We start from the raw sequence: 23,903 nt of genomic DNA on the forward strand, positions 1-23,903 counted from the left end.
CTTTTCATGCATGCCAGCATTCTGAAGTATTTCGCCGAGGTCGCCCGCTCCGGATCGATCCGCAAGGCATCCGATGAACTGCACGTTGCGACCTCCGCCGTCAGTCGTCAGATCAAGAAATTGGAAGACGAGCTCGGGACGCCATTGTTCGAGCGCTTCTCCGACGGGCTGCGGCTGACATCAGCCGGCGAAATCGTGCTACGGCATGCGAGGGAGACGCTGCAGGACTTCGAGGTAATGAAGTCCAATCTCGGCGACCTTCAGGGAAAGAATACCGGTCGCGTCCATATCGCGGCCCTTGACAGTCTACTCATCACGTTTCTTCCCGATTTCATCAAGAAGTTTCACAGGCTGCATCCCGCGGTGGATTTTCGCGTCCGAGCAGGAGCCTACAACAATATTTTCCATTTCATGGCGGCCGGCGACATCGATATCGGCATCAGCTTCGACCTTGCGACCCCGCATGATCTGAAGCTTGTCGGCTCGATCCGCACGGCCTTCATGGCCATGGTCGCCTCATCGCATCCACTGGCGCGGGCGAAATCCGTGACTCTGCCGGAATGCGCCCAATACAAGCTCCTTCTGGCGCTCGACAGCGAAGTCGTCAGTTCGGCAATAGCAATCGAACTTGCAGCGCTCAATCGCGTGGGGCGAACGCTGGTCGCATCCAACAATCCGATCCTCCTCAAACCGCTGATCATGTCAGGTGACGGCGTTGGCTTTTTTACCCCGGTGGGACTCTGGCCGGAAATCCAGACGGGCGAAATCGTTGCCATCCCGATCCGGGACTTCAAGCTCAGCGCTGTGGATATCGGCATTTTCGTGCCACGCGACCGGCATCTGACTCATGCCAGCCAAGCAGTCATCACGCTTCTAGATACCGAATTGCGCAAGCTCGGTGAGAATTTAAGAACCATTGCCGGCAGATGAGGAAAGCATGTCAAAGATCCGCCTTCTGGAATCTCCTGGCCATGGTCCGGCTACGCGCTTCGACAGATTGGCAGACCTGCCACCGCAATTCGGCGTCATAGCTGCGCAGCCCGGCGATCTCATTCTCCCCTCGCCCGTCAACGCCCATGATCATGGCTATGGCATCCGCACGCTCGATTTTGGCGCCGTCGATGACGCGCTGGAAGTGTGGATACCGGGCCTGAGGCTGCGGCCACGCACGGATCCCTATCTTGAAGCGCTCGTCGCCTTCGGCCGGCTTGCCAGAACCGGCGTCGGCGCGACCATGCACTGCCATAACTCGCTCAATGTCGATCGTCTTGTCGACGAGGCAGGCGCCGTCATGCGGGCCGCCGGCGATATCGGCATCCGGCTTGGGCTTTCTTGTCCACTACTCGACCACGATGCCTGGGCCTATGATGGTGGGCCGCAGCGCCTCAAGCCCTTTCTCTCGGCGGGCGACTGGCAGGCGTTGGAGCAGACCATTCCGATCTACGCGCCGATCTCTACACAGCTAGCCGCCGTCGAGGCGGTTGCTGCTGCCAATGCCAGTCCGCTGATCGATGTGCAGTATGGGCCGATCGGGCCGCAATGGTGCTCCAATGCGCTACTGGAGGCCATCGCCGAGGCCTCGGAGCGCCATGATCGGCGCATTCATATGCACCTGCTCGAAAGCCCGCGCCAACGCCTGTGGCTCGACCGCCGCTTTCCTGAGGGCGTCGTCAATTATCTCGATAGGATAGGCTTCCTGTCGCCTCGACTCGCGGTCGCTCATGGCGTCCAATTGCGTCCCGATGAGCTGGAATTGCTGGCCGAACGCGGCGTGCGGCTCGTCAGCAACCCCACGGCCAATCTGCGTCTTCGCTCAGGCGTCGCTCCGATCGCATCGGCGGTCGAACGCGACGGCCCCGCCTTCGCCATAGGCCTCGACGGCACCGGGCTGGACGATGATCAGGATCTTTGGCGAGAAATGCGCCTCCTCTATCTCCTGCACGGCGGGCGCAGCCTGACACGGCAGTTGACGGCCAAGAATATATTCGACGCAGCAATCCGGGTTGGCGGTCACGTCATCAACGCCAGGGGCGCGGAGGATTACACCATCATCGATTATCAGGGCCTGACCGCCGATTCGCTGTTCGATGACATCGACGAAGCGGAGGTCCTGTTGACCCGCATGAGCGCGCGATATGCGAGAGGGCTCATCGTCGCTGGCCGGGAGGTGATGCGCGAGGGTGACTTGACCGGCATCGACTTCGACGCCGCTCTATCTGAACTCCTGGCACAGGCAAGGGCCGATCGACCGAGACTTGAGAAGCAACGACCGCTCGCCAACGCATTATCGCAGGCGACGCGCACTTATTATGCCACCTGGCCCGGGATATCCTGACATCGTGAAAAGCGGCGACCACCATGCGAACAGCCGCAGAGATGCCCGATCAGGCCATCCTTCGCATCACAATCGATGTTCAGGCGTAGTGCCGTAAGACGCCACGAAAGGATGGTCCAGGCTGGTGGTTCGGCTCTTGTCCCAGCCGCCGGGCGCACCCCAGCCGGTTACGCCATCAGCGAAGAAATCGCGATTGACCTCACGCAAAAACAACCGCTCCGCCGGCATTTCCTCGTCCCACAGGATGGCATCGACGGGACAGACGGAGAGACAGAGGCCGCAATTGATGCATTCGTCCGGGTGAATGTAGAACATCCGCCCACCTTCGTAGATGCAATCCACCGGACAGGCGACGGTGCAGGCGCCATCCTTCGTATCAATGCAGGGCTCGGTAATTACGTAAGCCACGACGTTCGCCTCGCTGCGCTCTCAAGGGCGCTTTGCAACGAATTATGACAAACGGATGCGTTCTGAAGAAGCACCGATTTTCGGAGCTTTCATTGCCGAAAAGGCAACGCATTGGCGCAGGAAGCGACACCTCGAAAGTCACGCGCGCCGGCATTGAGATAGCCTCTAAGCAATCGAGCCGCATGCTTTGCGCAATGCGGCTCGACCCTCCCTGCCCTAGAGCAACTTTTCCAATGTAATCGGCAGGTCGCGCACGCGCTTGCCGGTGGCATGGAATACGGCATTGGCAATCGCCGGCGCCACACCGACGATGCCGACTTCACCGACACCTTTACCGCCAAGCGCCGAGGCCTGATGGTCCGGCACGCCGACGGAGATCACCTGGATGTCCGGAATGTCGGAATTTGTCGGCACGAGGTAATCGCCAACATTGTTGTTGACGGTTCGCCCGTTGCGCTGATCGACCAACCCTTCTTCGAGAAGCGCCTGGCCGATGCCCATGATGATGCCGCCGCGCCACTGGCTTTCGACCAGCCTTGGATTGTAGAGACGGCCGCAATCGAAGGCGGAGACCATGCGGGAGACACGCACCGTACCGAAATCCTCATCGACGCGTACTTCGGCGAAATGGGCACACCAGCTGTGCATGGAAAAATCGCCCATGGTCGGCCCCTGAACCTTTGCCATGGTCGTCCATGCCTGAAGCTGTTCTTGTGCATTTGCGCCCTCAGGCAAGGTATTGCGCCGGACTTCGATCTCCTCGCGCTTCAGCGCGGACATCAGTTCCGCCAGCGTCAGCGACGGCGCCTCGCCGCGGGGTGCCGCAATGCGACCCTCGGCGAAATTCAGGGTGTTCGCGCCCGTCTCACGGAACGGCGAATTGGCATCGCTGAGCGCAAGGCCGATAAGCTCGTCGCGAGCGGCGACCGCAGCCTTATGGACTGCTCCCATGATCGAGCCGGCCAGCATCGAACCGCCGGCGATCGCCGCGCCGGGCAATCGTGAGTCGCCGAGATAGACTTCGACCTGATCGACCGGAATTCCGAAGACTTCCGCGGCACTCTGGGCGAGGATCGTGTAGGTCCCCTGCCCCATGTCGATGGCGCCGCTGACGACCTCGACCCGACCATTGGCAAGAATGCGAATCATCGCTTCGCTCGGGGCACGGATAACCGGGAAGGTGCCGCAGCCGATACCCCAGCCGATCAGCGTCTTGCCGTCGCGCATCGAGCGCGGCGCGTGGCTGCGCCGCGACCAGCCGAAAGCTTCGGCCCCTTCGGTCAGCGCCTCGCGCAGCCGGCGCGTCGACCAGGGCTTGCCGGACTGATAGTCGTGATCGGCATAGTTCTTCAGCCTCAGCTCGAGCGGGTCCATGCCGAGCTTGTAGGCCAGTTCCTCGATCGCGCATTCGATGCCGTAGGCGCTCGGGTTCTTGCCCGGGCCGCGCAAGGCGCCTGGTGTCACGCTGTTGACCGGCACGACGCGATGCTGCGAGGAGAAATTCTCGACCTTATAGAGGATCGACGTTGCCGCTCCCGTCTGCTCCGGCCAGTCCGCATCGACGGAAGTTTCGCTGGCGCCGCGATGGACGATCGCCTGCAGGATGCCATCCTCCGTCGCGCCAAGCGCGATCTTCTGTGTCGTCGCGGCGCGCCCGCCATAGCTCGTGAAATTCTGCGGGCGGGTGACCGCGAGTTTCACCGGCCGGCCGAGCTTTCTTGCAGCCGCCACGGCGACCGCGCCATAGGCAAGCGGCACGCCCTTCGATCCGAAACCGCCGCCGATGAAGGGCGAGATGATCCGGACATTCTCATAGGGCATGTCGAACCATTCCGAATACATGCGCGCCATGCCGTGGGACCACTGGCTTGGCTCCCAAATGGTCAGCTGATCGCCATCCCATTTCGCCGTCAGCCCGTGCGGCTCCATCGCGACGTGATATTCACGCGGCGTCGAATATTCCGCCTCGATCCGCACCGGGGAAGCGGCAAAGGCGGCCTCTGCATCGCCCCAGGCAATCGAAAGCGGTTCCATGAGCTTGCCTTCGCCGGCATTCGGATCGTTGAGGTCGGCGACGTGCTTGCTCTCTTCATAGGTGACGCGCACCAGCCTGGCGGCCTCCGTCGCCAGTTCGCGGCTTTCGGCGACGACGGCCGCAATCGACTGCCCATTGAAGCGCACCTCGCGCGGCAGCGGATAATAGGGGCCGTCGGCGGGCTTGTTGCCGCCCCAGTCAGCCGAAAGTTTAAGACCGAGATCATCCTCCGGCGTCAGCACCAGCAGCACGCCCGGCATTGCGAGCGCTGCCGAAGCATCGACCTTGATGACGCGGCCAGCCGGAATAGTGCTCTGGACGAGAACAGCATAGGCGAGGTTTTCAACCGGGTATTCCAGCGCATAGGTCGCAGTCCCCGTCACCTTCATATTGCCTTCGAAGCGCGACTGACGACCGCCGACCGTACCGTCGGAAGCATCGCCATGTTTGCGTGGCTCCATCATGGTCATGCAAGACCTCCCGTCTTCAGAATGGCGCGGGCGATGACACGCGGCGCAAGTTCGATCTTGTAGCGGTTGCCGCCGTGAGAGACGGCGCCCTCCATGGCGAGACGGCTGGCTGCTTCGACGGCCTCCGGAGTGAGCACCTTGCCGATGAGCGCCTGTTCCACATTGCGCGCCCGCCACGGCTTGGTGGCCACGCCGCCAATTGCCACGCGAATATCGCGGATGGTCCTGCCATCGGCTTCCAGCTCCAGACCAACAGCGGCGCTCGCAGCGGCAAATTCGTATGACTGCCGATCGCGGACCTTGATGTAGGTGGAGTTCCGGGCAGCGGCGGAGGAAGGGATCGTGACGGCAATGATGATCTCGCCGCGCTGCAGGACCGTTTCCTTGTTCGGCGTGTCCCCGGGAACGAGGAAGAAATCGTCGATGGCCACTTTGCGGCTATCCGTCTCAACTACGGCGTCAAATGCGACCAGAGCGACAGCCAGATCCCCGGGATAGGAGGCGATGCAGGCCTCGCTCGTCCCGAGCACCGCGTGATTGCGCGTGACACCGCCAATCGCCGAACAGCCGGAGCCTGGATTGCGCTTGTTGCAAGCCGGGAAAGTGCCTGGATCGCGGAAATAGGAACAGCGTGTCCGCTGCAGAAGATTGCCGCCGATCGTCGCCATGTTGCGGAGCTGGGCGGAGGCGGCAAGTGACAGCGATTCCGAAACGGCCGGGAAGGCCGCGCGGATATCCTTATGATCGGCGATCTCGCTCATTCTGGCGAGCGCGCCGATGGTTGCGCCGGTTGCATCCACCGTTATGCCGCTCATGTCGGAGAGATGGGTGATATCGATGACCGTATCAGGCTCATCCACGCCGCATTTGGCAAGATCGAGCAGTGTCGTACCGCCGGCAAGCAGCAGGGCGCCGGCCTGTTGCGCCGCCTGAGCGGCCTCGGCTGTCGATGTGGCGCGCAGATAGGAGAAGTTTCGCATTACGCCACCTCCGCTGCCTGGCGCACCGCTGCAACGATGCTGTTATAAGCCCCGCACCGACAGAGATTACCGGACATGTATTCGCGGATTTCCGCATCCGAACCGGCATGTCCTTCGCGAATGCAGGCGACCGCCGACATGATCTGGCCCGGCGTGCAATAGCCGCACTGGAAGGCGTCATGCTCGATGAAAGCGGCCTGCACCGGATGCAGGTCGCCGGCCTCGCCGGTCAGCCCCTCGATCGTCGTGATCTCGCGCCCCTCGGCCTGCGCGGCAAGCGTCAGACAGGATAGCACGCGCTTACCGTCGACATGGCAGGTGCAGGCGCCGCATTGTCCCTGGTCACAGCCCTTCTTGGTGCCGGTGAGGGAAAGATGCTCACGCAGCGCATCGAGCAGCGTCACACGTGGCTCGATATCGAGTTCGTGGCGCTGCCCGTTTATGTCGAGCGCGATATGGATGGTTCGTGTCATGATAAGCTCCTGCCATCGTCACGAAGATGAGACCTGCGGAATCTAGTAGAATCTACCCGTCGGTCTACCGGTTGCTATAGGTTTCTTTCAGGAAGACGAGGCCGATGGAATTCTGGCGTCACGGTCGGCACTCATCTGAATTAGGAAGCGAAGGACGCCGATAGTAAACGGAGGCGCCTCCGTTTAAATTAATGCCTGGCTTGTTTTCGTCAAGCCCCGACATGGGGGCAAATCCAACCAGAACCGAGTGAAGGATGGGCAAGAGGTGGGGCCGAAAGAGCCTCCGTTATTTGTCCTCAGTCGCCCGCCACTGCGTGCGGGTGGGATAAGAGGATCGATCAACGCCCATCCCTGGTCCGTGAAATCACTTGAAAACCGAAATGCGCCTCTGTTATGCTCAAATTGAGCAATAGTGACCTAGGTCATCGGAAACCCATTTTGATTCGGCGCCAAAAGGGAATCACAACCTGCTGTTATCGCTCAACTACTTTTAAATCGGGCTCTCTGGGAGAGATCCGGCCTGCTCTGAATTCACTCAAGGAGGATTTTCCATGATCCATGAAATGCGCATCTATACTTGCTTGCCCGGCAAGCTGCCAGCGCTCAAGGAGCGTTTCGAAACGGCGACGCTGGCGATCTGGGACCGGCTCGGCATCCGCCCCCTCGGTTTCTGGACGACGATGATCGGGCCTTCCAGCTACGACCTCATCTATTTCCTCGAATGGCAATCGCTGGAGGAGCGCGAGCGGAAATGGGCGGAATTCGTGGCTGATCCGGCCTGGAAGGAGGCTCTGGCAAAGAGCGAGGCACCGGGCCAGATCGTTGCCAATATCGCCAGTTCGATCCTGCAGCCGACCGGATTCTTTCGCCCTCTTATCTCCGCCGAGGTCAATGGCTGAAGACGGATAGGGAGCCATGCCCAGAGAATCAGAAAGCCGGGACAGGCCCGGCTTCCAGCTTCACAGTCAAAATCTACTCGGCAGACGCCGCTGCCGCTTCACAGTCAGCCGTTCTGATCGCCGCTATTGTCGGCGGACGGCTCCTGTTCTTTGTCCTTCAGCACGTCCGTCAGCTTGTTGACGCCTTCGAAGCCAGCGACGGCAGCGGCGGCTTTCGTCAGGAAACCGGCATTCGGGTCGACGGCCTCAACGGCCTCGTCTGCAGCCACGGCACCTGCAACTTCTTCAATCAGCTTTCCGATACCCATTTCAAGCTCCTGATCGTTTTGTGTCTGCCGCAAAATTGCGGCGATCGAGCGTTGCGAACGCCTCGCAGCGGATGCTTAAAAGACCACTGCAAGCGACCTTTTCCTCCCCAGGGCGAGGCATGGTTTTCCCCGGCACCTGCCATTTAGGCAACCAAACTGAAAGCGGCCTTAACCCAAGATGAAGCGAAGCTGATATTGCGGAATCTCTACGGCACGCGCCTGCCCGGATTTGACGCTTGCCGCCGTCAAGCCGTCACATCAGCCTAATAGGCCTGTGCTAAGCCCTCCGGAATCTCGGACAATGCCAACGGTTTGAACCAGGGAAATTTCCTGCCATGACATACTTGCGTCGCGTCACAGTTCTTGCAGTATCCTTCCTTCCCCTCCTCTTTGCGCCGGCCTTTGCCGACTCCGACGTGCTCTGGAAGATTGTTCATGACAAGTGCGTCGTACAAACCGCGCCCTGTCTGTCGGTGAATGCGACCGAGCACTACGCGATGCTGAAGGATCTGCGCGGCGTTGCGCAAGTTCTGCTCATTCCGACCGATAAGATCACGGGCATGGAGAGCGCAGCACTCCTCGATCCTGCAACACATAACTTCTTTGCCGACGCCTGGGCCGAGCAGGGTGATGTCGATGCCCGATTGCCGCACGCACTCCCGCGTGACGGCCTCAGCCTGGCCGTCAACGCGCAACAGGCACGCTCGCAGAACCAATTGCATATCCACGTCGATTGCCTGAGCGCCGATGCGCGGGCTGCCCTCAAGGCCGATGCCGACAAGATAGGTGCCGACTGGGCACCTCTTCCTGATGCAATCGCCGGCCACAAGTTCACGGCGGTTCGAGTCAAAGGCGAGACATTGGGCGATTTCAATCCGTTCCTGGCGCTGGCCCGGACATTGAAGGACCCGGCAAAGGAAATGGGCGATCACAATCTTGTGGTGGTCGGCGCCAACTTCGCCGATGGCCCGGGCTTCATCGTCCTGACGGATGTCGCGGTGCCCGGCATGGGCGGCGAGGATGTGCAGGACCATAGCTGCGCGATTACGCATTAGAATCAGCGTATTACGGCTTGGCGCGAGGACCGCATCGATCATCCCTTCGATGCGGCGGCCTCTCTTTGCACGAGCAAAATGAGCTTGGAAGCCGATTTATGAATCTGGTTTCTAACTTCTATCGCGATTTACATACTAATCTTTTTGATGCGGTCGGTTCAGTGTTATAGTCCGGGTTGTGAGCCTGAACTATGCGCCGTCCGATTGCCGAGCATTCAGATCATCGCACAGCGCCTGGCATCGAAGGCTCGCCATCGAAAGCCTCAGGAGGCGCCTCATGAATCTTCAGATCAATAGCCAGTCCTATCAAGTCAATTCGGACGGAGACACGCCGCTCCTCTGGATCATCCGCGACGAGCTGGGCATGACCGGCACGAAATATGGTTGCGGACTGGCGCAATGCGGTGCCTGCTCGGTCCTCGTCGACGGGGAAGTGGTGCGCTCATGCGTGACGCCGCTCGACAGCGTCGTCGGTCGCCAGATTACCACGATCGAGGCGCTCGAAGCAGACCCGATTGGCAAGCGGGTGGTTGCCGCCTGGGTCAAGCATCAGGTTCCGCAATGCGGCTACTGTCAATCGGGGCAGGTCGTGGCGGCGACCGCGCTCCTCAAGCAAACGCCCAATCCTTCCGATGACGAGATCGCCGCGGCGATGATCAATCTCTGTCGATGCGGCACCTACAATGCGATCAAGGCGGCGGTCAAAGATCTCTCCTCCAAGGAAGGAGAAACGCTATGACCGAGACCAGCCGCAATCTCGTTCCGGAAGATGAATTCCCGACCGGATCTCCGGTGAACATCTCGCGCCGGCACTTTCTCCTGACTTCTGCCGGGGCCGCAGCCGGCGCATTCGTGCTTGGTTTCGGCGTTCCAGTTGGCCGCGCAAGAGCCCAGCAGGCGGCAAACCCAATGCCTCCAGGCACCCGCGTTCCGGCATTCCTCGAAATCCGCCCGGACAGCACCATCCGTTTCATGAGCCCCTTCGTCGAGGGCGGGCAAGGCGTTTTCACGGCGATGGCCCAGATCGTCGGCGAAGAACTCGATGCCGATCCGAAGACCTTCATCGTCGAAAATGCGCCGACGGGCAGCGACTATCTTGTCGTGCACGGCAAGATGCGCATCACCGGCGGCAGCATGTCGGTGCGCACCAGCTATGAGACCATGCGCAAGCTCGGCGCGCTGGCGCGCAACATGATTTTGCAGGCGGCTGCAACGCGCCTCAACGCACCCATTACCGAGCTTACGACCGAGCCCGGCCGCGTCATTCACGCCGCATCGGGACGGAGCCTCGCCTATGGCGATGTCGCTGCGGAGGCGCTGGATCTGCCCGTTCCCGCCCCCGAAAGCGTGACACTTCGCGACCCGAGCAAATTCCGCTGGATCGGCAAACCGGTCGAACGGCTGGACATTCATGACAAGTCGACGGGCAAGGCGGTCTACGCAATTGACTGCAAGGTCGAGGGCATGCTGCATGCCGCCGTCCAGCATGCCCCGCGCCTTGGCCTGACAATCGGCAAGATCCGCAACGAGGATCAGCTCAAGGCAATGCCGGGCGTTCATTCCGTCCATAGCCTGCCCGGCGCCGTTGCTGTCGTTGCCGAACGCTGGTGGAATGCCAAGCGTGCAGCCGAGGCCGCGCAGGTCGATTGGCGCGAGCCCGGCTCGGACGCCGATCCCGCCCTCCGCTATATGCCCGCGGATTTCTCGACCGCGGCCTTCAACGACAAGCTCGCCAACGAGCCGGGCAATGGCAAGGAAGCGGAGAATGTCGGTGATATTGCCAAAGCGTTCGATGGGGCCAAGACCGTCGTTTCGGCAACCTACAAGAGCCAGTATCTGCATCACGCGCAGCTGGAGCCACCATCCACTCTGACCCGCTTCAATCCGGACGGCAGTCTCGAAATCTGGATGCCCAACCAGGCCCCCGAGCAATTCCAGGCTGATATCGCCAAGCTGACGGGGCTTGATCCATCGAAAGTGACGCTCCACAGCCCTATTCTAGGCGGCTTCTTCGGGCGGCACTTCCTGTATCCGTCCGCCAATCCCTATCCGCAGGCCATCCAGCTTGCAAAAGAGGTTGGGCGGCCGATCAAGCTCATCTGGAGCCGCGAGGAGGAGTTTCTGCGCGACCCTATGCGCCCGATGGCGGCCGTGCGCTTCCGCGGCGCGCTCGATGCCAACGGCATGCCGGTCGCACTCGAGGCCATCAGTGCTTGCGAGGGACCGACGGAGGGCGTCTACGGTCACAAGGAGGATTCGCTGGACCCGACAGCCCTGGAGGGTCTGAGCGGCAAATCCTACGCGATCCCGAACTACCGCATCGCGCAGATCTACGTCAAAAACCCGACGACGCTGGCCTATTGGCGCTCGGTCGGCAATTCCATGAACGACTTCTTCTACGAAACCTTCCTGGACGAACTGGCCGACAAGGGCGGGCAGGACCCCTATGAGCTGCGCATGAAGTTGCTGCAGAAGAACGAGCGGCTGAGCAACCTCCTGAAGGCGGTCGGCGATCTCTCCGGCGGCTGGAAACGTGGCCCCTTTACCGGAGATGACGGTTCGCGGCGCGCACGAGGCGTGGCCATGGCCTCGCCCTTCGGCAGTCATACTGCGGCGATCGCCGAAGTCTCGATCCGCAACGGGCAGGTCGTCGTGCATGATGTCTGGGAAGCCATAGACCCCGGCAGCATCGTCAATCCGGCGATCATCGAAGCGCAGATCAATTCGGCAACCGCGCTCGGATTGTCGCAAGTGCTGATGGAGGAAGCCGTCTACAAGAACGGCGAGCCCGTCGCACGCAACTACGACCTCTATCCGATCCTGCCGCCTGATCGCATGGCCCGCGTCCACGTCCGCATCGTCGAGAGTGGTGCCGAGATGGGAGGCATCGGCGAGCCGGGGCTTCCGGCCATTCCGCCGGCAGTCGCCAATGCGGTGTCCACGCTGACCGGCAAGCGGATCCGCAGCATGCCTCTCTCCAACTACACTTTTGAAAGCTGAGGCGCAGCTTCCTCTGCGCCAGGCACAATTCCGGCTCCCGATCCCTCTTGGATCGAGAGCCGGCGTGGTTGGCTCCCTCTCTAGAGCCGGATGATCTCATTCGGCTCTAGAATCAAAGGCGTAGAGCATGATGTCGTCCGAAAACCGATCACACTTTTCGGCATCATGCTCTAGCCGAGTACGAAATCCCGAAGCAAAGACATGAGGGCACACCCTTGAAGAAATTTCTTCTGGTTCTTCTTTTGATTGTCGTGCTTGCAGCCGGCGGCGTCGCATGGTTCGTGACCCGCACGCCGGCATCCCCCTTCGACAATGTCGCCGCGACGCAGCCGCCCTCGGAAGAGGTGCTGCAGCACGGCGAATATGTCGCGCGCCTCGGCGATTGCGTTGCCTGTCACAGCACGCCGAAGAGCGCCCCCTTTGCCGGTGGGCTGCAGATGGGAACGCCGCTCGGCGCCATCTTCACGACCAATATCACGCCGGACAAGGAAACCGGGATCGGCAACTATACGCTCGCCGATTTCGACCGTGCCGTCCGCCAGGGCATTGCCCGCGACGGACATCGCCTCTATCCGGCAATGCCCTATCCCTCCTACGTGAAGATGAGCGACGACGACATTCGTGCGCTCTATGCCTATTTCACGAGCAGGGTCGAACCCGTCCAGCAGGCGAACAAGTCCTCCGACATCAAATGGCCGATGAACATGCGCTGGCCTTTGGCACTCTGGAACGCGGTCTTTACCGAGGGCGGAACCTATCAGCCAAAAACGGCCGGCGACGACCAGTGGAACCGGGGCGCCTATCTCGTTCAGGGGCCTGGGCACTGCGGCAGCTGTCATACGCCGCGAGCGATCACCATGGCGGAAAAGGCGCTCGACGAAAGCAGCCCGCTCTATCTTTCCGGCGCGCTTCTCGACGGCTGGTACGCTCCGAGCCTGCGCGGCGATCCCAACACCGGTCTTGGCCGGTGGAGCGAGGACGATATCTACGCCTTCCTCAAGAATGGCAGAAATACCCACGCCGTCGTCTTCGGTTCTATGGCGGATGCCTTTAACAATTCGACACAGTTCATGAACGATGACGATCTGAAGGCCATCAGTCATTACCTGAAGTCATTGCCGGGCGATCCCGCCCGTGACGGAACGCCCTGGCAATATGATGATGCCACGGCGCAGAATGTCGCACTTCCCGCCCGCCAGCAGATTCCGGGCGCCCAGACATTCGTCGCAAAATGCAGTTTCTGTCACGGCGTCGACGGCCGCGGAAAGCAGCAATGGATTCCGCCGCTCGCCGGCTCCGCCGCTTCGCTTACGAAGGAAAACGCGTCCCAGATCAACGTCACGTTGAACGGCTCCAGCCGCGTGGTGGCGAACGGGATCCCGGACGCCTATCGCATGCCGCCGTTCCGCCAGCAGCTTTCGGACCAGCAGATCGCCGATGTCCTGACATTCGTGCGCTCGTCCTGGGGAAATCACGGCGGAGCGGTTGCAGCAAACGATGTGAAGGCCTTGCGCGAGCATACGGATCCGGCCAGCAGCAGCCCGATCATATTGCAGATGCGGTAGTTTCTGGCCGTGCCCCATCCTTGGCGGTGACAAGGAAGGATGGAGGGCGGCATACGGGATTTCGAACAGCGAGCGGTTCGGCGCAATCACCGAACTGCTTCGCGTGATTTTGTCTGGCAAGGTCTTTCAGCAGGCGGGATGGAAGACCTTAGCGTTCCTGCCCGGCAAGCTTGAGCGATTGTGCCCGCTTTCTTCTCCTGCTCACCCGCGACGACGGCATCTTGACCTGCCCTTCCTGTGGCAGGGAGATAATGGCCTTCAGACCGGGATTGTTGGGTTGAAGCAGGATATCGCCGCCATGCTGCCGCGCAACGGCGCGGGCAATCGACAGGCCCAGTCCGACTCCGCCCGTGCCTCTGTTTCTCGACGCTTCCAGACGGAAGAAGGGCGCGAAGACTTTTTCCTTCATGTCCTCGGGTATGCCCGGGCCATTGTCTTCGACGACGATATCGATGGTGCTGGCCGAATGGCAGATATAGACCTTGGCATGGCCGCCATAGCGCGCCGCATTTTCCGTGAGATTGCGAACGGCGCGGCGCAAGCCATCGGGCCGGCAGCGATAGGTCGTCTTCGGTCCTTCTATATATTCCACCGGCAGGCCGAGATCGGCAAGGTCGTCGCAAATGCTGCCGACAAGTGCCTCCAGTTCGATGGCCCGCGTTTCCTCGGCTGTCGATTCACCACGCGCGAAGGAAATGGCGGCTTCCGTCATGCTCTGAAGCTCGTCGATCGTCGCCAGCATCTTCTGCTGGATATCGGCATCCTTGACGAATTCCGCCCGCAACCGAAGCGAAGTCAGCGGCGTCCTGAGATCATGGCCGATTGCGGCCAGCATCCGGGTGCGATCATCGACGAAGCGATGCAGACGCTCCTGCATTCTGTTGAATGCCTCGGCCGTGCGCCTGATGTCGTCAGGCCCTTCTTCGGGCAGCGGCGGAAGATTTTCGCCGCGTCCCAGGGCTTCCGCCGAAACGGCGAGCCGTCTTAGCGGGCGCGCGATGCGGCTGGCGATGAAGACACCGATCAGCGATAGGATAAGCGCCGTGGTCGCAAGCGAGGTGAGCGATTTCATATCCCACCAGCGGTCGCCGACATTCTTGTAGAATGCGGTGTTTAGCCAGACTCCGTCATTGAGCTTGATGGTCAGGCCGTATCCATTGCGGTCGCCGAAGTAGACGAATTTCGCAGGTTGCGGCAAGCTCCACAGGACCGCGGGCGGGGTGGTCCAGCCCTCGCTGGCATTGGCCGCCATCGCCTGTCCGGACGTCAAATGATCGACATCGATGTTCGAACGCAAACCGTATTTCGCGCCGAGATCGATGAAATTCTCGATCGGCCGGGAAAGCTCGCTTGCCGCACGCGAGCGCCATTCACGGGCATCCGTCGGCTCCATAGGAGTTAGCCAGAAACGCGAATAGCTGGTCTCGCTGGCAAGCAGAGCCTGTTCACGCAGCGGCTTGGGCATGGATTCCATCAACCGCGTGACGGAGGCGCAGCGGCTGAAGAATTCACTCTTCATGGCCGCGTGCAGCGCCTTGGTGCGTTCGTCCCAGGAAATCGAAAATGTCAGACACTGCGAGACGACAAGGGCAAGCAGGGTAAAACCGATGAACTGAGCGGCAAGGCTCCTCCTCCACCAGTAGATCATTCGAACCCCACATCCGCCGAGAGGCTGTAGCCGCCGCCCCAATGCGTCTTGATGACCGAAGGGTTCTTCGGGTCCGGCTCGATCTTCTTGCGCAGGCGGCTCACCTGATTGTCGATGCTTCTGTCGAAGATGTCGGCCGTCCTGCCGACCGTCAGGTCGAGAAGCTGCTCGCGGCTGAGCACAATGCCCGGGCGTTCGAGGAAGACTTTCAGAAGCCGGAATTCGGCGGTGCTGAGCGGGATGCCGACGCCATCGTCACCGGAAAGCTCCTGCCGCCCCATGTTGACGCGCCACTGACCGACACGAACGACCCTGGCCTTCTTCAGCGTTTCCCGCTGCTGCTGTGGCAGACCATTGACCCGGCGCAAGACAGCCCGGATGCGTGCGAGCAATTCGCGCGGATTGAACGGCTTCACCAGATAGTCGTCGGCCCCCAGCTCAAGGCCGATGATGCGGTCGGTATCCTCGCTCATGGCCGTCAGGAAGATGATGGGAGTATCCGTCGTCGCCCTCAAATAGCGACAGACCGAGAGGCCATCTTCGCCCGGCATCATGACATCGAGAACGATCAGATCTACGGCACCGCGCTCAAGGACCCGCCTCAAGGCAAGCCCACTGTCGGCGACGCTGACCTTGTAGCCCTGCTGCTCGAGATATTGGCCGACAAGGTCCCTTATGTCCGAATGATCATCGACGACGGCGATATGGGCGGCTTTTTGCATGACAGTTTCCACGATCTGAAGTCACTTTACAGAAGGCCGCTTCGAGCCGCATCGAAAAAAGTGTATCAAAGTTTCACATAGATCGAGGGGTTGCGTCGTAAGCGGCGCTCCCACCTGAAAGCCCGGCGAGTGCCGATGCAAGCCGTATCGAGAGGATCCGGATTTCATCAAGACTGTCCTCGAAATCCAATCAGTATTCCGCCCAAAAGCATCTCCCCGCAGCTGACAAACTATAGGGTTGTTGTCACATGGATGTGCCACGGACCGGCAAATTTGTAACAAGCTGTCGCAGCTCTCGGACCGTCGATATGCTCCGTCTCGACGGAATGCGGCGGTGAAATCACCTGGCTTCGGCCATGGTCAAATCCTGTTGCACCCTCTGCAAAATAGGCCGCTTGCGGCAGCTGTCCGATAATCATTGCAGCGCCGGTCTGTACCGGAGCCTATGGCTGGCGCTGCCAGCGCCGGCGACAGGCTTTTACATCTCCGGCACAAAGCTGCGACATCAGCATCCTAACCTCCCGTTCGAAAATCACTTGCCCGGTCGAGAATATCGACGCTGACAGGAGGATATGGAATTGGCCATGGAATTATCACAGATCGCAACACTTCGCCGCGTTCTCGAAATCTTCTGCGCCCGGCACGAACTGGAGTTTGCCGACCGGCCGGCGATCATCGCCGCCCGCGAGCTCATGAAATTTGCCGATGAGGGCGAAACCGATCCCGCCATTCTGGAGCGGCGTCTCGATGAGGCAATGCAGACTTACGGCGAACGTATGCTGCCCGCCCAGAGGGCCGTGGCATCGATGGGCGCCTTACCTGCGCGGCATCAATGATTGCCCGCAGTCGAAATTGTCCCGTCATCTTCCGCATCTGAAAGCCTCATTGAAATCGGGAGGAAAACCCATGCACCTTTCCCGCCGCACCGTATTGACATCAATGGTGGCTGCGGCCGCCGCACCCAGATGGAGCTTCGCCGCAGACGAGCGGCGGTTCCTGGTCGTCTATTATTCCTATACCGGCCACACCGGAGCGGTCGCCGAAAAGCTCCGTGCGTTTCTGGGGGCCGAGCTCTTCGAGATACAGATGCGCGATCCCTATCCTCTCGACATGCAGCGCGCAGCCGAGCAATCCAAATACGAGCTGGAAACGGGCGAGCTTCCCCCCTTGTTCGATGGGCTTCCCAATCTGTCGAAATACGACCTGATCCTCGTCGGAGGCCCAGTGTGGTGGAATACCATCACGCCGCCAGTCATGAGCTTCCTCGAACGCACGGATTTCGGCGGGCGGAAGGTTGCCCCCTTTGCCACATATGTGTTGGAACCGGCGCGTTATGAAAGGAATTTTGCCGCGCAGGCACGCAGCGCTTCGCTTCTGTCCAGCCTGATGATCAGCGAATTCGAGGTCACGGAGAGGCTGGCGGACAAGGCCATCGCGTCCTGGGCTCTCAAAAACCTGCCAAAGGACGGACCGCAAGCTCTGTAAGCTTGCCGACGCGGTTGGATTGCACTGCCCCGGCTGCCGGGCCGCGGCTTGATGTCACGATGGCGCTCTATTCTGCGGCTCGTACCTCGATGATATGCTGTATTCCCTAAGGCCATCCATCTGCGGAGATTCTCAATGGGTGAAGCATTTCCTGCGACATCGATGCCGGATCGCGACTGGTGGACAGTGCTCTGGCCAAATCCGCTGGCGCTCCTCGAAGCACTTGGCATCAAGCCCGGCATGACCGTTCTCGATCTTTGCTGCGGTGACGGCTACTTCACCGCGCCGCTGGCAAAACTCGTCGCCGGAAAGGTCTATGCACTCGATCTGGATGAAACCATGATTGAAATGGCGAGAGCGGAAGTCGATCGGCAAGCCGTCTCCGTGCGGCAGTGGATCCGTGCCGATGCCCGCGACATTGCAGACCACCTTCCCGAAAATGTCGATTATGTCCTGATGGCGAACACGTTTCATGGCGTACCGGATCAGCTCGGCCTCGTCCAAGCCGTTCATTCGGTGCTCGCTCCCAGGGGATCGTTTGGTATCGTCAACTGGGAGGCACGACCGCGCGAGGAGACCACGGTGCTTGGACTGCCGCGCGGCCCCAAGACCGAGATGCGCATGACGCCGGCGGATGTCGCCGCGATTGTCGAGCATGGCGGCTTCAGGTCCCGGGCCGTAGTCGAGCTACCGCCCTATCACTACGGTATTGTTTTCGTAGCCCTGTAACCTCCCTCATCGGCCAATCATCCCGCGACATAACGCGCTCTTCGGCTCGATCAACAGCAAGTATTGCTATGTCACCTGGCCGTCGACAACCGCGGGCTAAAGCACAACGCCTGCGAAGACGAGCGGCGAACATGGATGGTGTGAACCATTCAGCATTTCCGGCGGCCCCGCCCAATCGCTAGGGCCGCCATATCATTCAATTGAACGCTACAGCGCGCACCTTGCGAAGCGAGAGCGCGATCAACAGGCCAGCTATCGCAGCGACAGTGCCTGCCAGAAAGACGCTGCCATAGCCGGCTCGATCGGCCAAAAGGCCGGCGAAAGGCCCGGTCAGCCCATAGGCGAGGTCCTGGAAGGCCGAGAAGCCGCCAAGCGCTGTACCACGCAAATGCGGCTCCACCCGCCGAACGACCTCGCGACCCATGGCTGGATAGATCAGCGAGCATCCGAGACCAGTCAAGAACGCCCCCGCCAGGGCGAGCATCGGATTGGGAGCGCTCCAGATCAGCAATTGACCGATCGCTTCGATCGCCAGTGACCCGACCGCGACCGCCAGACCGCCGATACGATCCGGCAGATGGCCGAAGAGCACGCGCACCAGCACGAAGCCGACACCGAAGGCCGTCAGGCCCAGCCCGGCATAGTCCCAGCCCCGATCGAGGAAATAGAGCGTGAAGAAGGCACCGATCGCGGCAAAGCCGATGCCCTGAAAGCACACGACCGCCCCATGCAGCCAGACCCTGCCGATGACGGTCCAGAAGGGCGGGCGTTCCGCGCCAGGATGCGGCGCAACGCCGGGAACCCGCCAGATCGCCATTAGGCCAAGGAACGGCAAGACGGCGCTGATTGCCATCGTACCGGCAAAGCCGAACCGGCTGAACAATGCCAGGCCGATCGGACCGCCGACGGCGAGTGCTCCGTAGATGGCGGCGCCGACGAGCGCCAGGACCCTGCCCGAGCGCGCCGGACCGACGAAACCAATGCCCCAGGAAATGACGCCCACCGCGACCAGACTTTCGCCCAGCCCCAGAAGCAGGCGACCGGCGAGGAGGAGCTGGAAGGATAGAAACGGTGTGTGGGTTACGAGGCCGGCAACCAATGCCGTCAAGGCGCCGGCGACGTAAAGGGCAAGGCCCCGAATGACTGCGACCTTGGCGCCGCGATGGTCCGCGAGACCGCCGGCATAGCCGCGCGTGAGGATGGTTGCGAGAAAGGCGATGCCGACGCCGAGCCCCGCCCAGACATTGCCTAATCGCAATTGTTCGCTGACATAGAGCGGCACGATCGGAAACGACATGCCGATGCAAAGATAGGAAATGAAGAGGATGGCACTCAGCAGCAGCAGCCGGCCACGTGCCGGATCGGGTGTCGATTGAAAAGCCATGATAATCTCCAGGCTTTTCCTCGATCAGCGAAGGCATTAAAAAACGCACTCCGACCGACGAGGATCGTTGAGTGCGTTGCTTGACGTCAAACGCTTACGGCCAGCAGGGCCGGCTGCGTTTCCAATAGGCGCTTGCCGAATGACCGTCAACACGACGCTCGCGAAGCTGGGGAACCGCCCAGCGGAGCTTCAGGCTTTCGAGATAGGCGCAGAACATGCCTGCCATGGCATCTCCATAGGCTTCTATCTCCTGCGCGTTTCAGAGGCCTCCGAAAACCGCTCCATGAGAAAAGCGAATTATTCAGCGACGGGGCCGCACCAACCGGGCAGGTAATCGGCCTCCTTGCCCTTGGCAAGTTCGTGCGCCTTTTCTAGCGCGGCATCGAAATCCTTCTCAAGATCCTTGCGCTTGATGCGGCGGCGTAGGAAATCCGCCCAGAGAAATTCACTGAACGGCGTCGTGTCCTTGGCATAGCCTCCGACATGGCGCAGCTCACCAGCCAAGGAGCGATAGGGATCGTCGATCAGATCCTTGATGCTCTTCGGAATGTCCTCATAGCCACGGCGCTTCCCCTCGTCGTCAAAGGGGTGCATCCAGTCATGGCAGTCCATGACGAACCAGAAGGAGTCCCGCTCAAGCCGCGAGAGGTCAGCGACCGTCGTGACCAGAACATCTTTCACCCCCTCCTCGTAAAGCGCGAGGGAAAGATGGTGATGATCGATGACGTAGTATTTTCCGCGTGGCCCACGAATGGCCGGCACCATGTGATTTCCGAGGAACTCACCGGCCTTGTCGCCAGCCGCTTCCGCTTTGAGACGCCAAGCCTTGCGCTTTGTCTTGACCTCGCGCATACCGACGGTGATCTGTGTGGGTCTCAATTCTTCGATGGGAACTGGATGCAGGATCGGTTCGCGCAGCGTAACCATTTGAAAGTTCTCCGCAAAGGCAGGACCACCTTAGCGTAGCATAACCGGCCAATCCGGCAAGATCGACGTTACGCACTCGTCAGGCAAGCTGCGTCAACCGGGGAACAGCTCGCACTCGGACTATCGGCACCCGTCATGCAGCCTTTTTGATCACCGTGAACCGCGAACGCCTGTAGAAGGCCTGCATTTCCCGCTCGAAACTTTCAACGGCAAGCACAACCCATGGCTCGTAATGCTCTCTGCGGGAGCGCATCCTGCGCCGGCCATCCATGTCGAGCATTCCGCGCAACGCCCAATCTACCAACCCCATCCCATCACTCTCACCCTGCCAAGGTCCCTTCACCATCCGTCCTACCGGCCTCAATCGCGTCCGACGGCATGGCCAACGCTAAATAGGTAACCCCTGATCGAAGGAAAGGTGAAGAAACGTTGTATTAAGGTTTGTAACATGGGTTTGCCCGAGACTGTCGCATTGCGGCGACACCCGGCAGCCAATCTTGCATCGCGAAGATCGTAAACGGGACTGAACGAGGCTGTCGGTGCCAGTTTCCATGGCGATGGGATCATCTAAACATCAGGCGCGTGACATAGCGATCGATCAGCCGCGAATTCGTTTCGATCCAGCGCCAGATCATGGCCATGGCAAACATCGTCAAAAGCCATCCGAGCATAACATCCGACAGGAAATGAGCGCCGAAGATCACGCGGTTGAACGCCACGAACAGCAAGCACGGCACCAGCATCACGGCGGCAATCCATCTACGCCCGGCAGGCACGAACACCAGTAGGGACAGCGTCGCCGCGGCCGCGGCGGCTTCCCCGGAGGGGAAGGAACAATTGCGGCTGCATGCCGCCGAAAACTGCCACACCGGGGTAAAATCCGCTGTGCCGCCGAACTCGATCAACTGGCGGGGGCGCACGCGTCCGATCGCAACCTTGAGCGTCTGCACGACCAATAGCGGCCCGGCAGCAAAGCTCAGGAGCACGAAAAGCGGTTTGTGAGGAGGGCAGAACCGCAATCGCCGCGGCAGGAAAACATGCAGGACGATAATGACAGCCATGGTGCCGAGAATATAAGGCTGGCTTTGGCGGGCAATGTCCCTCGCCGCCTTCAGCCAGGGATTTTCTGCCAGCCAGAAGACATGCCCGTGGACAAACAAGCGCGCAACAGCCAGATCGAGTTGTGGAAAGACTACGAAGACGAAGCTGGTCCAGACGATCAGCATGCCGATAACTGCCAATTCACCATCGGTCGTTGCACGATCTTCCCGCCGGCGCAGGCGTGCTTGACCGGAATCGGAGCTCCAGGAATTCGATGCAAATTTCCACATGCCATATCTCCAGAGACGGAATGGCACCAAGCTGAAACCCGATTGTCAAGAAATGGCGAAGATCGCATCAAGGCCCTGTTCAGAATCGGCCGCCGGACAATGCGAAAGCCGTTTGTAAATTGCGGAAGCGGGCTTTGTCCGCAATAGTGAGGCTCGGGCGGCAAACCGAACGGAAAAACGGAAGAAACACAGGGCGCTAGGGTGGACAACAGTCTCGTTCTCATCGTGGAGGATGAACCGGCAATCGCGCAGATACTCGAGGGTTATCTGACGCGCGACGGCTTTCGCACGGTCCGCGCCGGCGATGGCGAGACCGCACTGCAGCACCATGCGCTTCTGAAGCCCGATCTCGTGCTCCTGGATGTTCGCCTGCCGAAGCTCGACGGCTTCGGCGTGCTCGGCCGCCTGCGCCAGGCCGGTTCGACGCCGGTCATCATGGTTACGGCCGTCGCTGACGACATCGACCGACTGAGCGGGTTGCGCCTCGGTGCCGACGACTACGTCGTCAAACCATTTAATCCACAGGAGGTCGTCGCCCGCGTCAGGGCGGTTCTACGCCGGACGCAGGGCGAGCGCGCGGAAACTATCAAGCGCTTCGGCGCGCTGGAGGTCGATTTCAGCAGCTACACCGTCTTCATCAACAAGGATGAAGGGCGCGTTGCCGTGCCGCTGACGCTTAGCGAATTCCGCATCCTCGCCTACATGATCCGCCATCCCACCCAGGCTTTCGCACGCGCCGATATCCTCGATGCCTGCCTGCCGGAAAGCGACGCCTTGGTGCGCACCGTCGATACGCACATCTCCAACCTCAGGCGCAAGCTCGAGGAGATGGGGCAGATCGGCTTCTTTCCCGCCGTTCGTGGCATCGGCTATCGCTTTTCGGACCCCAGATGAAGACACCAGGATTTCCCAGCACGCCGCTTGCAACGCTCACAGCCATCGTCACCACGATCATGCTGCTGCTTAGTGTCGGCCTGACCTATCTGGGGGTTAATTGGTATGCCACCTATCTGGAACAGGGCATCAGCGAGGCCCTGCCGCCCCGGGCCGCAACGGCCTACAAGATGCTGAGCGAAAGCAAGGTGCCCGACGGAGATTCGCTGAAGCTCCTGGTCGAACATCTTAATGCGTTGACGGAACCGACGGATTTCAAGGTGCAGCTTTCCGTGCTCGTCTTCGGCCTGCTGTCGGCTCTGCTCTGCGCACTTATCGGCGTCTTCCTGGCACGACGGCTGACACGCCCGCTCGAGGATCTCACCTCCGCTGCCGAAGGCCTGAAGTCCGGCGACTTCTCCGTCCGCGTCGCAGCCTCCTATCGCAGCACGCGCGAAGTCGCGAGCCTCGTTGAAACTTTCAATGCTCTTGCCACAAGCCTGGAGACCATGGAGGAGAGGCTACGCTTCAACAATATGGCGGTTGCGCATGAGCTGCGTACGCCGCTGACCATCCTGCAGGGATCGCTGCAGAGCATGCTCGACGACGTGTTTCCGATGGATCGGAAAATCATTTCCGATCTTCTCCTGCAGGTCGAAGGCCTGGGCCGCGTCGTTGAGGATCTGCGCACCCTATCCCTGGCCATCGGCCAGAAACTCGTGATGGAACGCCAGCGCATCGACGCATCTCTGCTGGTTGAGACTGTCATCGCCTCGGCGAAACCCATGCTGGAAGCCAACAAGCTGCAGGTCGAAATGGGGCTGAAGCGCGCCTGGATTTCGGCCGACTCCCCTCGGATCCGCCAGGCCGTGCTGGCGCTCCTCGAAAACGCCTGCCGCTACGCTGCCGAGGGCGGCTGGCTGCGATGCGAGACGGAGCAGCTGGCAGACAACAGCGTTGTCATCCGCGTTATCGATCGCGGCCCCGGCTTTCCGCAGGACATCGATGCCGTTGCCGTCAATCCTTTCTGGCGCGGCGACCCTTCGCGTTCTCGCGCGACCGGTGGCACGGGGCTTGGGCTATCCGTCGTGCAGGCAATCGCGGTCGCCCACGGCGGGCATCTGGAATTCACGAACCGGCCCGAAGGCGGCGCCATGGTCGCAATCCATCTGACAGATAGCAGTCTCCCGGTAGGAGCACACAGTCTTGGACAGCAGGATACTAGCTCACCGCAATGCTGGCTTTGTTGACCAAAGTCACCGCAGCCGGGAGATAA

General features: G+C 60.6%; 23 protein-coding genes. 12 read left to right on the top strand and 11 right to left on the bottom strand.

Features of this window, described 5'->3' with window-relative positions; genetic code table 11:
• The first annotated feature begins 6 nt into the window (after positions 1-6).
• A complete protein-coding gene (locus AC13Q5_RS25985) occupies positions 7-930 on the top strand; it encodes a LysR family transcriptional regulator (protein ID WP_075852747.1) in 924 nt (307 codons plus the stop codon).
• Positions 931-937: 7 nt separating this feature from the next.
• Complete coding sequence (locus AC13Q5_RS25990) at positions 938-2,335, top strand: amidohydrolase family protein (protein WP_488503644.1); 1,398 nt, start codon at positions 938-940, stop codon at positions 2,333-2,335.
• A gap of 66 nt (positions 2,336-2,401) precedes the next feature.
• On the opposite strand, the gene fdxA is transcribed toward AC13Q5_RS25990, so the two are convergent.
• From fdxA to AC13Q5_RS26010, 4 genes are all read right to left on the bottom strand, one after another.
• Complete coding sequence (gene fdxA / locus AC13Q5_RS25995) at positions 2,402-2,743, bottom strand: ferredoxin (RefSeq protein WP_075852749.1); 342 nt, start codon at positions 2,741-2,743, stop codon at positions 2,402-2,404.
• Between the two features lie 216 nt (positions 2,744-2,959).
• A complete protein-coding gene (locus AC13Q5_RS26000) occupies positions 2,960-5,248 on the bottom strand; it encodes a xanthine dehydrogenase family protein molybdopterin-binding subunit (RefSeq protein ID WP_488503645.1) in 2,289 nt (762 codons plus the stop codon).
• Complete coding sequence (locus tag AC13Q5_RS26005) at positions 5,245-6,228, bottom strand: FAD binding domain-containing protein (protein WP_488503646.1); 984 nt, start codon at positions 6,226-6,228, stop codon at positions 5,245-5,247. The genes AC13Q5_RS26000 and AC13Q5_RS26005 overlap by 4 nt, the downstream gene beginning before the upstream one ends.
• Entirely contained in the window at positions 6,228-6,701 is a 474-nt protein-coding gene (locus tag AC13Q5_RS26010) for a (2Fe-2S)-binding protein (RefSeq protein WP_075852751.1), read from the bottom strand. The genes AC13Q5_RS26005 and AC13Q5_RS26010 overlap by 1 nt, the downstream gene beginning before the upstream one ends.
• Before the next feature lie 551 nt (positions 6,702-7,252).
• Here AC13Q5_RS26010 and AC13Q5_RS26015 point away from each other — a divergent pair.
• Entirely contained in the window at positions 7,253-7,600 is a 348-nt protein-coding gene (locus tag AC13Q5_RS26015) for an NIPSNAP family protein (RefSeq protein WP_488503647.1), read from the top strand.
• A 104-nt stretch (positions 7,601-7,704) separates the two neighbouring features.
• On the opposite strand, the gene AC13Q5_RS26020 is transcribed toward AC13Q5_RS26015, so the two are convergent.
• Positions 7,705-7,908, bottom strand: a complete 204-nt coding sequence (locus AC13Q5_RS26020; RefSeq protein WP_075852753.1) for a hypothetical protein — start codon at positions 7,906-7,908, stop codon at positions 7,705-7,707.
• Positions 7,909-8,243: 335 nt separating this feature from the next.
• On the opposite strand from AC13Q5_RS26020, the gene AC13Q5_RS26025 reads away from it, so the two are divergent.
• The 4 genes from AC13Q5_RS26025 to AC13Q5_RS26040 all read left to right on the top strand — a co-directional run bounded on the left by AC13Q5_RS26025 (position 8,244) and on the right by AC13Q5_RS26040 (position 13,528).
• Positions 8,244-8,963 (top strand): CDP-diacylglycerol diphosphatase, encoded by a 720-nt coding sequence (locus AC13Q5_RS26025; protein ID WP_457882439.1) that lies wholly within the window; start codon positions 8,244-8,246, stop codon positions 8,961-8,963.
• Positions 8,964-9,240: 277 nt separating this feature from the next.
• Positions 9,241-9,702: a (2Fe-2S)-binding protein gene (locus AC13Q5_RS26030; protein ID WP_075852755.1), complete on the top strand. Its 462-nt coding sequence runs from the start codon at positions 9,241-9,243 to the stop codon at positions 9,700-9,702.
• A complete protein-coding gene (locus AC13Q5_RS26035) occupies positions 9,699-11,963 on the top strand; it encodes a xanthine dehydrogenase family protein molybdopterin-binding subunit (protein WP_488503648.1) in 2,265 nt (754 codons plus the stop codon). Before AC13Q5_RS26030 ends, AC13Q5_RS26035 begins: the two co-directional genes overlap by 4 nt.
• 215 nt (positions 11,964-12,178) lie before the next feature.
• Entirely contained in the window at positions 12,179-13,528 is a 1,350-nt protein-coding gene (locus tag AC13Q5_RS26040; RefSeq protein ID WP_488503649.1) for a c-type cytochrome, read from the top strand.
• 148 nt (positions 13,529-13,676) lie between these two features.
• Here the strand turns inward: AC13Q5_RS26040 and AC13Q5_RS26045 are convergent, their stop codons facing one another.
• On the bottom strand, positions 13,677-15,176 hold the full coding sequence (locus AC13Q5_RS26045; RefSeq protein ID WP_488503650.1) for a sensor histidine kinase: 1,500 nt from the start codon (positions 15,174-15,176) through the stop codon (positions 13,677-13,679).
• Positions 15,173-15,898, bottom strand: coding sequence for a response regulator (locus AC13Q5_RS26050; RefSeq protein WP_075852759.1), 726 nt, complete (start codon positions 15,896-15,898; stop codon positions 15,173-15,175). Before AC13Q5_RS26050 ends, AC13Q5_RS26045 begins: the two co-directional genes overlap by 4 nt.
• A gap of 584 nt (positions 15,899-16,482) precedes the next feature.
• Here AC13Q5_RS26050 and AC13Q5_RS26055 point away from each other — a divergent pair.
• The 3 genes from AC13Q5_RS26055 to AC13Q5_RS26065 all read left to right on the top strand — a co-directional run bounded on the left by AC13Q5_RS26055 (position 16,483) and on the right by AC13Q5_RS26065 (position 18,112).
• Positions 16,483-16,734 (top strand): hypothetical protein, encoded by a 252-nt coding sequence (locus AC13Q5_RS26055; protein ID WP_143525414.1) that lies wholly within the window; start codon positions 16,483-16,485, stop codon positions 16,732-16,734.
• Between the two features lie 70 nt (positions 16,735-16,804).
• On the top strand, positions 16,805-17,383 hold the full coding sequence (locus AC13Q5_RS26060; RefSeq protein ID WP_488503651.1) for a flavodoxin: 579 nt from the start codon (positions 16,805-16,807) through the stop codon (positions 17,381-17,383).
• 135 nt (positions 17,384-17,518) lie between these two features.
• Complete coding sequence (locus AC13Q5_RS26065) at positions 17,519-18,112, top strand: class I SAM-dependent methyltransferase (protein ID WP_488503652.1); 594 nt, start codon at positions 17,519-17,521, stop codon at positions 18,110-18,112.
• Positions 18,113-18,308: 196 nt separating this feature from the next.
• Here the strand turns inward: AC13Q5_RS26065 and AC13Q5_RS26070 are convergent, their stop codons facing one another.
• The 4 genes from AC13Q5_RS26070 to AC13Q5_RS26085 all read right to left on the bottom strand — a co-directional run bounded on the left by AC13Q5_RS26070 (position 18,309) and on the right by AC13Q5_RS26085 (position 21,649).
• Entirely contained in the window at positions 18,309-19,496 is a 1,188-nt protein-coding gene (locus AC13Q5_RS26070) for an arabinose transporter (protein WP_488503653.1), read from the bottom strand.
• A 94-nt stretch (positions 19,497-19,590) separates the two neighbouring features.
• Positions 19,591-19,722, bottom strand: a complete 132-nt coding sequence (locus AC13Q5_RS26075; RefSeq protein ID WP_488503654.1) for a hypothetical protein — start codon at positions 19,720-19,722, stop codon at positions 19,591-19,593.
• Between the two features lie 71 nt (positions 19,723-19,793).
• On the bottom strand, positions 19,794-20,423 hold the full coding sequence (locus tag AC13Q5_RS26080; RefSeq protein WP_457882448.1) for a ParB-like protein: 630 nt from the start codon (positions 20,421-20,423) through the stop codon (positions 19,794-19,796).
• A gap of 563 nt (positions 20,424-20,986) precedes the next feature.
• Positions 20,987-21,649 carry a phosphatase PAP2 family protein gene (locus AC13Q5_RS26085; protein WP_488503655.1) on the bottom strand — a complete coding sequence of 221 codons (663 nt, stop codon included), beginning with the start codon at positions 21,647-21,649 and terminating at the stop codon, positions 20,987-20,989.
• 306 nt (positions 21,650-21,955) lie between these two features.
• On the opposite strand from AC13Q5_RS26085, the gene AC13Q5_RS26090 reads away from it, so the two are divergent.
• Both AC13Q5_RS26090 and AC13Q5_RS26095 read left to right on the top strand, forming a co-directional pair.
• Entirely contained in the window at positions 21,956-22,648 is a 693-nt protein-coding gene (locus AC13Q5_RS26090; RefSeq protein WP_075852766.1) for a response regulator, read from the top strand.
• Positions 22,645-23,877, top strand: coding sequence for an ATP-binding protein (locus AC13Q5_RS26095; protein WP_488503656.1), 1,233 nt, complete (start codon positions 22,645-22,647; stop codon positions 23,875-23,877). Before AC13Q5_RS26090 ends, AC13Q5_RS26095 begins: the two co-directional genes overlap by 4 nt.
• Positions 23,878-23,903 lie beyond the last annotated feature (26 nt).

It is taken from the genome of Martinezella sp. CNPSo 3964 (genome assembly GCF_057784375.1).